General features: G+C 49.4%; 11 protein-coding genes. All 11 read right to left on the bottom strand.

From position 1 onward, the window contains the following. Positions 1–28: 28 nt before the first annotated feature. Positions 29–1,369 (bottom strand): ABC transporter substrate-binding protein, encoded by a 1,341-nt coding sequence (locus tag BLW29_RS13845; protein ID WP_090980424.1) that lies wholly within the window; start codon positions 1,367–1,369, stop codon positions 29–31. 36 nt (positions 1,370–1,405) lie between these two features. Continuing rightward, a complete protein-coding gene (locus BLW29_RS13850; protein ID WP_090980426.1) occupies positions 1,406–2,224 on the bottom strand; it encodes a carbohydrate ABC transporter permease in 819 nt (272 codons plus the stop codon). A 16-nt stretch (positions 2,225–2,240) separates the two neighbouring features. After that, on the bottom strand, positions 2,241–3,113 hold the full coding sequence (locus BLW29_RS13855; RefSeq protein ID WP_090980428.1) for a carbohydrate ABC transporter permease: 873 nt from the start codon (positions 3,111–3,113) through the stop codon (positions 2,241–2,243). After that, a complete protein-coding gene (locus tag BLW29_RS13860) occupies positions 3,106–4,191 on the bottom strand; it encodes an ABC transporter ATP-binding protein (protein ID WP_090980430.1) in 1,086 nt (361 codons plus the stop codon). The genes BLW29_RS13855 and BLW29_RS13860 overlap by 8 nt, the downstream gene beginning before the upstream one ends. A gap of 284 nt (positions 4,192–4,475) precedes the next feature. After that, positions 4,476–6,095: an ATP-binding protein gene (locus BLW29_RS13865; RefSeq protein ID WP_090980432.1), complete on the bottom strand. Its 1,620-nt coding sequence runs from the start codon at positions 6,093–6,095 to the stop codon at positions 4,476–4,478. Positions 6,096–6,241: 146 nt separating this feature from the next. Further along, entirely contained in the window at positions 6,242–7,771 is a 1,530-nt protein-coding gene (locus BLW29_RS13870) for an ABC transporter substrate-binding protein (RefSeq protein ID WP_090980434.1), read from the bottom strand. 7 nt (positions 7,772–7,778) lie between these two features. Beyond that, positions 7,779–8,540, bottom strand: a complete 762-nt coding sequence (locus BLW29_RS13875) for a response regulator transcription factor (RefSeq protein WP_090980436.1) — start codon at positions 8,538–8,540, stop codon at positions 7,779–7,781. Beyond that, the gene (locus BLW29_RS13880) at positions 8,515–10,275 is read right to left on the bottom strand and encodes a sensor histidine kinase (protein ID WP_090980438.1); all 1,761 of its coding nucleotides are present in this window, start codon (positions 10,273–10,275) and stop codon (positions 8,515–8,517) included. The genes BLW29_RS13875 and BLW29_RS13880 overlap by 26 nt, the downstream gene beginning before the upstream one ends. Before the next feature lie 157 nt (positions 10,276–10,432). Then, positions 10,433–11,941, bottom strand: coding sequence for an ABC transporter substrate-binding protein (locus tag BLW29_RS13885; protein WP_090980440.1), 1,509 nt, complete (start codon positions 11,939–11,941; stop codon positions 10,433–10,435). 94 nt (positions 11,942–12,035) lie between these two features. Further along, positions 12,036–12,962 carry a carbohydrate ABC transporter permease gene (locus BLW29_RS13890; RefSeq protein ID WP_090980442.1) on the bottom strand — a complete coding sequence of 309 codons (927 nt, stop codon included), beginning with the start codon at positions 12,960–12,962 and terminating at the stop codon, positions 12,036–12,038. A 15-nt stretch (positions 12,963–12,977) separates the two neighbouring features. Continuing rightward, positions 12,978–13,922, bottom strand: coding sequence for an ABC transporter permease (locus tag BLW29_RS13895; protein WP_090980444.1), 945 nt, complete (start codon positions 13,920–13,922; stop codon positions 12,978–12,980). Positions 13,923–14,082 lie beyond the last annotated feature (160 nt).

The raw sequence follows: 14,082 nt of genomic DNA on the forward strand, positions 1-14,082 counted from the left end.
GTTCATTCATGCTCCTCTCGCATACCGCTTATTTATTCTCGTCGATAATCTGCTGCGCCGCTTGTGCGGCATGATGCACGACTTCTTTCGGATCCTTCGTAGTATCAATCAATGCACCTTTCAGATCCTCAAGAATAGCGGTGTACATGGCTTTCCAGTTCTTCTGCCAAGGGCGGCTGTGCGCGAATTGCAATTGGTCCACTGCCACTTGGTATTGCGGTTTTTCTTGCAGCCATTGCTTCATTTCCGGGGTCTCAAGCGCTGACTTCGTCGTTGGCAGGTATCCTGTCGTTTGGAAGAAGTTCGTTACGTTGTCGTCTTGCGCCAAGAAATCAAGGAACTTGCCCGCTGCTTGCTTCTGCTCTTCCGTCGCATTGTCGAGGACGATCATATTCGCTCCTCCGGTTACGACCTTGTTCTGCCCGCCTTCTTGCGGCTGGAACGCCACCGCCACGTTGAATTTGGCGTTCTTAATCAGATCGCCCATGGCCCCGACGGAATCCAAGTCCATCGCTACTTTGCCGTCGAAGAAGTTTTGTTTGATGAGATCGGATTGATTGTCCTGCGCGCTGTAGGCGTTAAGCATGGATTTGTCATGGATCATATCTTGGAACAGCTTAATGATGCCGCTTCCCTTCTCGTTATCGAAGACGACCTGCGATCCGTCTTTGTTCACCATTTCGCCGCCATAGGAATACACCGCGGACTCCCAGTACCATGCGTCGGTATCCCAATACCCCGAGAAGCCATACACGCCTTTTGCCGGATCGCTGAGTTTTTTGGCATACTCATGGAGCTCTGTCCACGTTTTCGGCCCTTTCGGATCCAAGCCGGCGGCCTTCAACAAATCGGCGTTCATATACAGAATAGGCGTACTGCGATTCATTGGCGCTGCTTTGAACACGCCGTCTACATAGCTGGAGCGAGTTAAGCCTTCGTTGTAATTAGCTATGGTATCGGCAGACATATATTTGCCTAAATCCGCCGCAATCGGATTGTAACGTGCCAGGAAGGACTCTTCGATTTGAACGATAACAGGAGTATTCTTAGCGACGAGCGCTGCTTCGAGCTTCTCAGCTACGCCGTCATAGCCGCCTTGACCCGACATGACGATTTCAATGCCCGGGTTCTGTTCATTGAATTTGACAATTTCATCCGCGATCAGCTTGCCGTTGCCGTTGGTTGGATCCCAGATCGACCAGAAATCGACTTTGACTTTATCCCCGGATGCTGAGGATGCATTCCCGTTTGCATTGGTGTTGGATTGTGCATTGCTCGATTCGTTCGTTGTGCTTGCTGAGCAGCCGGTTACCGTAATTGTCGTTGCCAGGATCCCCATCATTGCAGCATGTTTCGCATTCCATTTCATTTGTCTCTAGCCTCCACACCATTTTTATATTAAGGGTTACTTAATACCGTATACAAAAGCACTCTTGATGAAGCGGTTCGCCGCCAGATAGAGCGCCAGAACCGGGATGATCAACATCATGTTGCCTGCCATGACTTCATTCCAATGCGTAACGCCGCGGGTATCGGCAACCAAGCTCTTGACCGTCATCGGCAAGGTTCGCACCGCTTCTGAGTTGGTTAAGACGAGCGGCCAGAAGTAGTCGTTCCATTTGCCGATACAGGTGAACAATAAGGTAGTCAACAAGAACGGCTTCGAGATGGGCACCATCAGCCCGGTAATGATTTGCAGCTCCGATGCTTGGTCGAGCTTGGCGGCATCCAGTAATTCCTCGGGAATTTGCCTGAACGCCTGCGTCAGGAAGAAGATGGTGAAGGATGAGAACACAAACGGAATGATCAAGCCCCAGTAGGTATCGAGCCAGTTCAAATCGCTGATCAGCACGTACATCGGTACGAAGCTCACTTGGGTGGGCAGCACCAAATCGACCAGGACAAGCGCGAAGAGGATACCGGAAAACTTGAATTTCTTCTTGGCAAACGCATAAGCCGCCGGCACGCAGACAAGCAATTGTCCGAATGCAACAGAGAGCGTGATAATGACCGAATTCGTCGCGTAATGAAAGAAGTTAATACGGAGCCATGCCGTCTTATAGTTCATAAATTGCGGGACGTTAGGAATGAGATCCGGCGGGAATTGGATGGATTCCAAATAGGTTTTCAGCGATGTACTCACGACCCAAGCGAACGGAAACGCAAACATGAGGACTAACGCAAGGAGCAAGAGGATTCGTATGATTTTGGCCAAATATCTCATCGTTCTATGATCCTCCCTATTGATAGTGAACTTTCTTGGCGAAATAGTAATAGTTCGCCACGGCGATGATGCTCACGAGCAGCATGAACAAGACCGAGCCCGCGCTCGCTTTGCCGATATTAAACTGCAGGAAGCCGATTTGATAAATCCAATACACGACCAAATTCGTCGAATTCTCCGGCCCGCCCTTGGTCATCAAGCTCACGATATCGAAGGAGCTGAAGGAAGCGATCGTCGCTGTAATGAACATGAAGAACAGCGTCGGGGACAGCAGCGGCAGCGTAATGCGGAACAGCCTTGTCCATCTCCCTGCATTGTCCAGTTTCGCAGCTTCATAGATGTAGCCGGGTATGGACTGCAGGCCGGCGATCACGATCATTACACTATAGCCGAGCGCCTTCCAGATGGAGACGATGATGATGGACATCAGCGCCGTATCGGCGCTCATCATCCATTTCAGCGTCGGCAGCCCAAGCTGATCCAGCACATAGTTGAGAATCCCCCTGCCCGGATCCATCAGCCACATCCACATCACGGTGATGGAGACGCTGGAGAGGATATGCGGGGTAAAGATAATACTCTGCACGAGATTGTCCACCCATTTGTTCTCCTGAAAGAAAATCCCCAGCAGGAAGGCAAGAACAATACCGATGACAACCGTGAAAAAGCTGTAATAAAGCGTATTTCTCAGCACCTTCCAGAACACGGGGTCATGAAAAATGTTGACGTAATTTTTAAACCCGACAAAGCGTTTCGTTCCTAACACGGTATCCCAGTTGAGGAAGCTGACCTTGATCGCGAAGAAGGCCGGATACAAGGAAAATACGCAGACGAGAATGACAGCCGGTGCGATCAGTACATACGGGTTACGAAGGATTCTATTAACCATAGACTGACCCCGCCAAGTGATGCTTCGTCATGGTAACGCCATCTGCCGCCTTAACGGTGTTCAACACCGAATCGATGAGCATGGCATCCGCTGTTCGCTGCTCGTTGCTGTCGAAGAAATAGAGATCCTGTTCGGAGATGTAGAGCTGGACGGCTTCGTCGACGCTGAGGTCCGCTTCTGATTTCATAATGATCGTGCCAAGGCCTGTCGCAACGTGATACAAGTGATCCATCCCCAGCATTTCCTTTGTAATGACCATGCCGGCAACCTTTGCACCTTGAAAATCCGCCGGCATCGTTAATTTCACTTTCTGAGGACGGAAACCGACCGTACCGATTCCCGGAAAAGCAATGGTATTCATGCCCGGATCGCCGATAAAAGTCGCAACGAACAGATTGGCCGGGTTCTCGTACACTTCCTTGGGCGTCCCCTGCTGCATAATGCGCCCGTAATTGAAAATCACAATATCCGTCGCCATCGTCATCGCTTCGATCTGATCATGCGTGACAAATACGAACGTTGATTTCAGACTGCGGTGCAGGTCGATGAGCTCACTGCGCATTTGATTGCGCAGCTTGGCATCCAAATTGGATAACGGCTCGTCCATCAGAAACACTTCCGGTTTCTTCGAGATCGCCCTCGCCAGTGCGATTCGCTGCCGCTGCCCCCCTGATAAGGTCGAAGGCTTCGCATTCACGTACTCCTGCAGTCCGACCATGCCCACCACTTGCTTAATCCGCTTCTCGATCTCATCCTTGAGATACTTCATATTTTTCAAACCGAATTCGATATTTCTCCGCACCGTCATATGAGGGTAGATCGCGTAGTTCTGGAACACCATCGCGAGGCCCCGCTCCCCCGGCTCCGTCTTGGTGACATTCTGATCGCCTATGTACAGTTGCCCGGCACTAACCTCTTCAAGTCCTGCAATCATGCGTAAGGCTGTCGTTTTCCCGCAGCCGGAAGGACCTAACAATACCGTAAAAGAACGATCTTTAATTTCAAGATTCAAATCCTCGATGACGGTTTTTCCATTCGAATACGTCTTGGCAATGTCTTTCAAGTGAATTGCAGCCATAGCTCTCATTCCCTCCTGCTCCACGCACACCTTGTCTTTACTACCTGTTCTACACTTCAAACTATAAGCATGCAGTGTAAAATGAAGATCAATTACGAATGAATATATTGTTAATTTTACTTTTGATATCCTTTTTTGTTCTTTTGTGTTCCTTTCGGTCATTTAGGAAATAACAAAAAGGCAAATACCTGATCTGCATGCAGATTGGGGCATTTGCCTCTTGGCACATTCCTATTCGTGAACGGAGATCCCGTCACCTTTCTTCGCTACTGTTTATAACCTCGTCATCGTATCGGCAGCTTAATCTCGATTAAGGTCCCTTCATTCCCTTTGCTCTGATAGGCAATACTGCCATGATGTTGTTTAATAATGCGATGACTGACCATAAGTCCGAGCCCTGTTCCCTTCTCCTTCAAGCTGTAGAAAGGCTGTCCGAGCTGAGGCAATAGCTCCTCGGGAATCCCGCAGCCATGATCTTTAATCGAAATAATGTACGCTTCCGTGGCTTCTACCCGTAAGCTGATGTGAATCTCTCCGCCACCCGGCATAGACTCAATAGCGTTCTTTAATATATTGAGAAATACCTGCTTCAGCTGATTCTTCTCACATGTAATAGGGAACTTTGCTCCTGCGAACCCATGGATAAACTCGATATTATTCAGAAGCGCCTGCGGCGACAGCAATTCGACCGTGTTCTCAAGCAGCTCTTTGAGATCCGTATCGGTCAGCTGAATGGATTGAGGTTTGGCGAGCGACAGAAACTCATTCGTAATCATTTCGATCCGCTCAAGCTCACTTAGGAGCAAGTCGCTATTCCTCATCGAAGGATTCTCCCTGCTGTATAGTTGAAGGAACCCTTTCATGGTTGTCAGCGGATTGCGAATTTCATGAGCTACGCCGGCTGCCAATTTCCCGACAACGGACAGTTTCTCCGATTGCAGCAGAAACTCCTCGGCTTTCTTCCGTTCCGTAATATCTCGGCTAATAATGACGACGTGATCAATACTCCCGGCCGCTCCCACAACAGGTCTGCAGCGAGATTCAAATTCGACCCATCGACCATCCTTGTGCCTCAGCCTGAATTCCATGGCATGGGATTCACTATCTGCAAACATCTTCTTAATCGCGCTTCGGAACATCACCACATCGTCCTCATGAACGAACGAGCACAATTCAACCCCTTCTAATTCGGATCGGATGTACCCCAATATATGCTCATGAGACGGAGAGAAATAACTAACGGAATAGTCCTTATCCATAAGCGCAATAAGGTCCGAGGTGTTCTCCGCAATGAGCCGGTATTGGGATTCACTGACTTCCAGCGTCTTCTCCATGTAGCTCTTCTCTGCGATAATTCGACGGAGTCTCTCATTGGATTCAATAAGCAGCCCTCCGATGACGACGCCGAGCAGGACAAATAACAAATACTGCAGGTGAAATAAAGGCCAAGCGATGAGAATTTGAAAGGTAAACACGGTGCACAAATAACCAACGATGTAGCCGCAGGATAGAACCGCACTTTTCTTAATTGGCGTAAGACGAGGGATGTACCTATATACAACGGTGAGAATCGCGATGTTGATGACCCAGCCTACTATAGCCGGCAGCCAATTGCCACCGGATAGCAGTCTGGTTATTAAGGAAAAAGAGCCTGCAATGATGCCCGGCACAGGCCCAAGATAGGCATAGACCAGAATAACAGGCGCATATCGAATGTCGTAGGAATATCCTTGTTGCTTGACGGAGAGGATGACGAGAATAACGGAAACAAGCCCCGCATAAACGCCTACCCACAGACGCATCTGCTTCAGGGTTGGACGAATAATGAACGAACGAATGACCAAGGGCGTACTAACCATAAGCGAGAAAATGGAGAGATTAACAAAGTAATCAAAAACGATCAATTCGCACCACCCTTATGAAGTCACTGATGTCCATGACATGAAGGCTGCTCGCTCTAGAACTCTCGTAGTATATGATCACCTAAATTATGGTATAGGTGCACTCTTCGAAGTATAAACAACTTCAAAAACAGAAGCAACACCTTAAATTAAGGCTGGGAATGGGCAGCCCGCCAAACATCAAGCTGCCTTTGCACTTCCATTCGCACCTCATTAATCCCTGCTTGCTGAAGCTCCTGATTGAACTTTGGCAGCACCGCATCCACGTCTACGCTGCCGGTCATCAAACTCGGGAAGTACTTCTCCCAGACCATCTGAATGTTCTGCACTTGAATCGGCACGCGGGACAAGTCTGGCGTAAATCCGAGCGTACTCGAATTAACCGCCTCCCGGTTGCCGGCGCGGAACTGATTCCATTTATCCAAGGGATCCGGATATTCGCCGCCCATCGTTTTTAAGATAAACCAATTGCCTTGCGTGTACTGCACGCCTCCATAGCTTGGCTGCGCGCCTTGGATCGGATGACCGTCACTGTCTTCGGGTGCCTTAGGCACCACCTGACCGTTGCTATCCAGCGTATAGTGCACGCCTTCTATCCCGAAGTTAAACAGGTTGCGCACCTCAGGGTCCGTGTTCAGTAGATTGAGAAACTTTACGCTCTCTACGGGATGCTTCGTATCCACGCTGACAGCCATCACCCCGCCGCGCATGGATTCCGTTGTTATCAGTGCCGGTGTTACCGGGTAAGCCACAAGTTTATAGCCGCGATCCTTGCTCCAGCTATTCTCCGACAGCGGTCCGCCTCCGGCAGCTTTCCAGAAAACCTTCACGCCTCGCTTCAGCCCTTGGCTCTCGCGCATAGCCGCATCTTCGTTAATATAACCCTGCTCGTAGTAATCGCGAAGAATATCCAGCACGTTGCGGCCTTCCTTCGTTTCGAATATATTCACTACCGGAGAGCTGGGATCCAGCACGCGCACCATCAGCGGAAGCCCCTTCTCCGATACATATTCGTAGCCGTCCAGCGCGAAGAAATTCTGGGAATCCTTGTCGAGCTCCATCGGCTGATAATCGGGTTCCTTCTCCTTGATCGTCTGCAGCAGCGGTTTAAGGGAAGCAAGCGTCGTGTACTTCGAAATATCAATATGGTACTTCTTCACCAACTCTTCCGGGTACATCCACTGGTCGCGCACCGCCAATTCCTTATTGGTCGGTACACCGTAAATGCTGCCATCATCCATCCGCACGCCTTGCCAAAACTTCGGATCGATGGCATCATACATATCCTTACCCACATTGGATAAATAATCATTCAGCTTCAGCCAGGCGCCACGCTGTGCATAGGTGGTGTATTCCGGTGCAAAAGCGATGTCGAACGGCGTGCCTGCAGAAACAAGCGTGTTCAGCCGATCTTCATACTCCTGCCAGCCCACCTTAATATAAGTGATCGTCACGCCGATTTTCTTCGCCAGCACCTCGTTGATCTTATCGTTGACCATCTTCAGGTCCGCATCGGGATCCCCGATGGTGTAATAGATCAAATTCACCGTATTGCGCGGAATTGCGGCATTGCTGCCATTACCGGATGAAGAGAAACAGCCGGATACAAGCAGCATCGGCATCAGGATGAGCACGAAGGTGGCAACGAAGCGACTTGAAATCCGTTGTTGTCGTCGCATCACGGTATTATTCCTTTCTCCGCAGATCTGAGGGTGATTTGTCGAAATAAGCGTGAAAATGAGAGTAGAAGTAGTTCAGGTTCGGATATCCGACAGAAAGCGCGATACTGACAATTTTCTCGTCTGTCGTCTGAATGCGCTCCTGGGCACGAAGCATCCGATAGGCCATGAGATACTCCGAAAACTTCTTCTGCGTCTCCTTAAGAAACAATTGCCCGAGATACGTGCCATTCATGCGAAACCGTTCTGCAACCGATTTCAAATTTAGGTTCTGGGCATATTCCGCTTTGACGATCAACAGAATGCGATTGGTCAGCTTGGACAAACTATCATAGCGAACGCCGAGCACCGGGTCAATGTCCAGATCGTCGCGATCCGAGCCTTCGATCGTGCCGTGCAAATCCTCTACAATAATCTTCTCGACCAATTGCTGCAGCTTCGTACGGTCGACAGGTTTGAGCAGATAGTCCTTGGCGCCGCAGCGAATGGCCTCCAGTGCATACTGGAATTCGCCATAGCCGCTCATCATGATATATTTGGAAGGAAGACGCAGTTCATTAAGCTTGTGAATAGCATCATACCCACGTTGTTTGCCTATACATACATCAAAGATAGCCAAATCGGGCAGAAACTCCACTGCCTTCGAGATTGCACCTTCATACGTTTCGCTGGTCTCGATTTGGCCAAAGCCGTACTTCTCCCAATCCAGCGTTCGTTTCACGCCCTCCAGAATCTGCGGCTCGTCATCTACGATCAGTAGCTTGTACATCGAAAGTTGCCTCCTTGGATAGGAATACACTTATTTTAACGCCAGCTTCCTCATTGTTGTCGATGGTCATCGAGAACCCGGCCCCATAGAAGAAGTGCAGTCTTGTATACACGTTACGCAAACCAATATGATCCGTCTCGGCATCGTCACCTCTGGCAAGCTTGTTCCTGATTTCGGCCAGACGCTCCTCGGGGATCTTGTTGCCATTATCCATGATTTCCAGTACGAAACGATCTTCTTCCTCCCAGCCGTTCACGATGAGCAGGTTGAACTCGCTTTCGGGATCGAAGCCATGAATGAAGAAGTTTTCGGCCAGCGGCTGCAGCCAGAATTTCACGGTAGGCAAGCATAGCAGCGGCGGCTCCACATTAAGCTGATAATAGAATCGTTCCGGATATTTGAATTCCATAATTTTCAGATACTTCTGAAGCAAGTTCAGCTCGCTCCCGAGCGGTATGATATTCTCGTTCTTCACGATATCCCGGTACAGCGCCCCTAAAGTGGCGATCGCATCGGAAGTGTGGTCGGCATGGTTCATTAGCGCAGAGGAACGGATAACCTCCAGCGTATTATATAAGAAATGCGGATTGATTTGGTGCTGAAGCGCTTTCATTTCGGTTTCTTGCTGCTTAAGCTTGAGTAAATAATTCGTTTGAATATGGCGATCGAGCTGATGGATCATATCGTCCAGTTCGCGCGCGATCATGCCGTATTCGTTCCTGCGATAACGTGCCGGATGAACCAGTGTGAAATCAGCGGTCTTCGCTCGTCCGATGGAAAGAATAATCCGCCGCAGGAAGTTAGCGTCCTCGCGCAAATTGTAAACAATAAGCAGCAATACGCTGATCATCGCAACGAGCACGATGAGAAACACCAAGAGCAGCACGCTGGCTTTCTGACGAATAAGCGGAGCCATATCGACCATACTGACGAACCGATAATCGAACTCTGTGGAGTTAAAGGACACGAAGTAAACCGCATCCGCAAATCCCGTCTTCAGAAAACCATGACTGCGCCCGTCCGCCATCACTCTGCGAACCAGCTCCTCCGTGTTTCGGCCGCTGCCGGCAATCTGGTATACCTCCCCGGAAGGACTGACTGCTGCTGCTTCGCTCAGATGGTAATTCTGCACGGTCTTAAATATGCGGTCGCTGCTGACCAGGAAACGGAATTCACCCAGCTGGCGAGCGATTTGATTCGGATCGGACAGCTTCTTATGGTAGACGAAACCTTTCTGAATCGTCTCGCTGAACATGGCATCCCTATTGGACAAACGAAATTGAAAGCTCGTATTCCCATTACTATCGAAGCTCACTACATTGCCTTCAAGTGAGGTGTGCAAACTAATTTGCGTGATGTCTCCCTTTCCGCCGTTACTCAGAAAAGATTTAATGTCCTCGGGAAAGGAAACGAGCGGTCGATTATAATGGCTGTTCTGCAGCCTGCTCGTCAGATAACCTTCTGCGGTATTTCCTAAGAAGCTGCGCACATCCGATACCAGCCCGCTATTCGAATACACACGCTGCATGAAGGCTTCGATTCGGTCGGCATCATATTGAAGGGTATTCTCCACCCGAGTGAATGCGCCATCGGCTTCATTACGAGCATTTCCCACCCACTGACTCAGCAGTACCGCGCAAGTGAGTGCGCCGATGGTCAGGCCGATGAACACCACAAATACCGCATATGCTATGAATTTGCCGCGATAGATCTTGATTTGCATAAATGAAAGCATGCGGCGTCTCCTTTGCAGTAAGCCTTTTTGTCGTACCCACTCTCAACCTTATAACGTTGTTGGCACCAAAAGCAATCAGGTATTTCGTGGCAGAAAACCCGAACGGCTATCTCCGTTCGGGTTTCTGTATGCCTTTTACTCGATTAATTGCGGTAACTTATTTGAAATATGCATTGATTTGCTCTTGCGCAGCAGCTGTAATCGCATCCATACCGGCTGCTTTCAATTCTGCTACGATCTTCGGTACCATTACCTCAGGATCAGAAGCACCTGTCATCAGCTCGTAGCGATATTTATCCCATACGGCTTTCGCGTTGGATACTTCAGTACCCAGCTTGCTGATATCCAGCGCAAAACCCAAGTTCGTGGACGAAGTAGCTTGATCGTTCAGCTTGCGCACTTGATCCCATTGATCGACCGGAGCGCCTTTCGTTACAGCCAGGTCGAAGAATGTACCTTGCGTATAAGCAGCCAGTGGCCATGTATCTGTTTTACGCTCAACGACTTTCTCGCCGTCTACGTTATCGTAGTCGACACCCAGCTCGCCGAATGCCAGCATGTTACGCAGCTTCGGATCTGTATTAACCAATTGCAGGTATTTCAGAGCTTCCGTTTTATATTTCGAGTTCGCCGAGATTGCATTCAAAGAACCTTGGATTGTACTCGTTGTATAAATTGGGCCGAAGATTTGGAACATATCGTACTTCTCGACAGCTTCAGTAATCTGCCAGCCTGCTTCCGCGCCTGGGAATGCCTGTGCCGCGAAGAATGGACGAGCCTTGTCCGCTTCCGTCTTCGTCGGGGCATCCGGATTGATGATGCCATCCTTGTACCATTGGTGCAGCGTCTTCAGATCTGCCATAACTTCCGGCTGCTCCAGCACGGATACGACTTTACGGGAAGCGTCGTCGACTTTCACGCCGATTGGCGGCAGACCGAGCGTCATATCGTCATATCCGTTGAAGAATCCGTTAAATCCGTCGCCTTGCGTGAGGGACAGCGGGTAGAAGCTCTTGCCTTCGCCGGCCTTCATGTCATGGAAAGGTTTGTCGAGATCTTTCAACGTCTTGATGCTAGCGCCGTCGATTTTATATTTCTGTACGTATTTATCGTCGAACACCCAATATTGAGTCAATGAAGAGTCCTTGTACGTCGGTACGGAGTAAATTTTACCGCCGACTTTCGTTCCGTCCCAAACCTTCTCAGGAATGAGCTTGTACAGATCAGGGGAATCGCTTTGTACGGCATCCGTCAGATCGGCAAAAGCGCCCAAGTTTACTTGTTGGCTGTATTTACTGTTATTCGTAAACATAATATCGAATGGTTCGCCCGTATTTACGATCGTGTTGATCTTCGTATCCCAGTCGCCCCAGCTTGCTACTTTGATGTCGACCTTCACGCCGATTTTCTCAGCGGTGTATTCGTTCATCGCAGCAATGGCTTTGTCGAAGTTAGCAGGCGTTTGCCCACCGATTGTCCACCATACCAGCGTAGGCACTTCACCTGATTCAGCAGGTTTGTTTGCCTCCGTGTTTGTAGTTGTGTTAGAAGGCGTGTTGTTACTCGACTCGGAATTGGAATTCGAGTTTCCGCAGCCCGCTAGTGCTGTTGTTGTCAAAAGCGCCGCGGCCCCGATTGCAAGCAATTGCTTCTTTGTCTTTTTCATACCCATTTCCTCCCTATGATTACAATCTTGTTTCTACCGCCATGCAATCAGGCGGCAGCTATCATAAACCGGACGAATCCAGGTTTATTTCGGGTTAACCTTTAACAGCGCCGACCGTCAGACCGGAAATGAAATATTTCTGGAAGAACGGGTAGGCGACGGCCACCGGAACCACAATGACGATGGCAACGGCCATACGCGCGGATTCCTTAGGCATCGTGGCGACAAGCTCCGCATAGCTGATGCCCATGCTGGACGCATTCTTCGCCAGGGCGTCCACGTTACTCATCAAGCTGTTCAGCAGCGCCTGCAGCGAGTACAGGTTCTGGTTGTTGATGTACAGCATGGATTGGAACCAATCGTTCCAATAGGAGAAACATAGGAACAATCCGATGGTAGCCAGTACCGGCAGCGATATCGGAAGCACGATGGAGAAGAAGATGCGCAGCTGGCTCGAGCCGTCAATCTCGGCAGATTCAATCAGCGCGTCCGGAATCGTGCTTCTGAAGAAGGTTTTGCAAATGATGACGTTGAATGAGGAGACGGCCAGCGGCAGAATAAGTGCCCACACCGTATCTTTCAGACCCAGCAAATTCGAGTTGATGTAGTAGCTGGATACCAATCCTCCGTTGAACACCATCGGGATGAATACGATCCAAGTCAGCAGCCCGTTAAGCTTGTAATTCGGCCTCGACAGGACATACCCCATCGAAGTCGTAAGCATTACGCCAAGCACGGTACCTACGACAGTAACGAGTACGGAGATGCCGAGCGCCTGACTAATCATCTTCCCTTGCTTGACAATATAGTGATAAGCCTCTCCGGAGAAAGCCGTCGGAATGAGATGATAACCATCGTTACGGATGGAATCCTCGCTGGCCAGCGATACGGACAGTACCACTAGGACAGGAACGAGGCAAAGCAACGCCAATATAATGAAAATGAGATGGAAACTTACGTTTGTGGCCTTCCCGATTCGGTTGAATTTGTCGAGACCGGATTCATATGCTTTTGCTTTCATTTTCCGCTTCCTCCTTTACATCATTGCGCTCTCTCGGTCTACACGACGAACGACCCAGTTGGCAATCAGAATGGTCACACAACCCATCACGGATTGTACGAATGCGGAAGCAGAAGCCATACCTACCGTTGCCGTCTTCAGCTGCTTATAGACGAGAACGTCGATGGTAGTCGCCACGTTGAAGAGCGAGTTAGAATCCCGCGGCACCTGGAAGAACAATCCGAAATCCGTGTAGAAGATGCGCCCGACGGCCAAGATGAACATCATCACGATGACCAGCTTCATAAGCGGCAATGTAATGAACCGAGCTTGCTGCCATTTGGAAGCGCCATCGATTACGGCTGCCTCGTAATACGTGCTGTCGATGCCGGTGATGGTCGCAAGATAGACAACCATGCCGTAGCCCAAGCCCTTCCATACATTCATGAAAACCAGAAAGTACGGCCAGTATTTAGGCTCCATATACCAGTTCACCGGATCCTTGCCGAGATCTGCCAGGAATTGATTGGCGATCCCTTTATCGAAGCTTAGAAACGCCCAAACAATGGCGGATACCACAACCCAAGATAAGAAATAAGGCAAGAACATCATCGTTTGATATACTTTGCCGGCCTTGCTGCTGTGCAGTTGGCCGATCATCAGTGCCAAAGTTACGGGTACCGCAATGCTTAGGATAATGAATATCAAATTGTATCCCAGCGTATTGCGCATCACGACCCAAGCATCATTCGACTTGAATAGAAACTCAAAGTTCTTGAAACCTGACCAATCGCTGTTGATAACGTTGCTGAGAAAGCCACCGTGAATCTTGAAATCTTTAAAGGCAATAATAAGACCAAACATCGGTAAGAAACAAAACAAGATATACCAAATGGTCGTCGGCAAGGCCAGAAACGTCAGTTCTGTATCCTGCGTGCGCCAGCGTGTTCGTAAGCGTTTACGCCCGCTCTTCATATCCATGTCAGCCACTCCTTCCGTTAGTTCACGTTCAGCGTGTACGCGCTTTCAAACTAACTGATGTCATTGTATAGAATGTTGCAGGCCTCATTCCAGACAACAAACATAAGACCGCAGTCAACAAACGTTAGGTTTGGGGGTGAATGTGCAAAATAAAAAAGCT

It is taken from the genome of Paenibacillus sp. CF384 (genome assembly GCF_900106745.1).
In the GTDB taxonomy this organism is placed as follows: Bacteria; Bacillota; Bacilli; order Paenibacillales; family Paenibacillaceae; genus Paenibacillus_Z.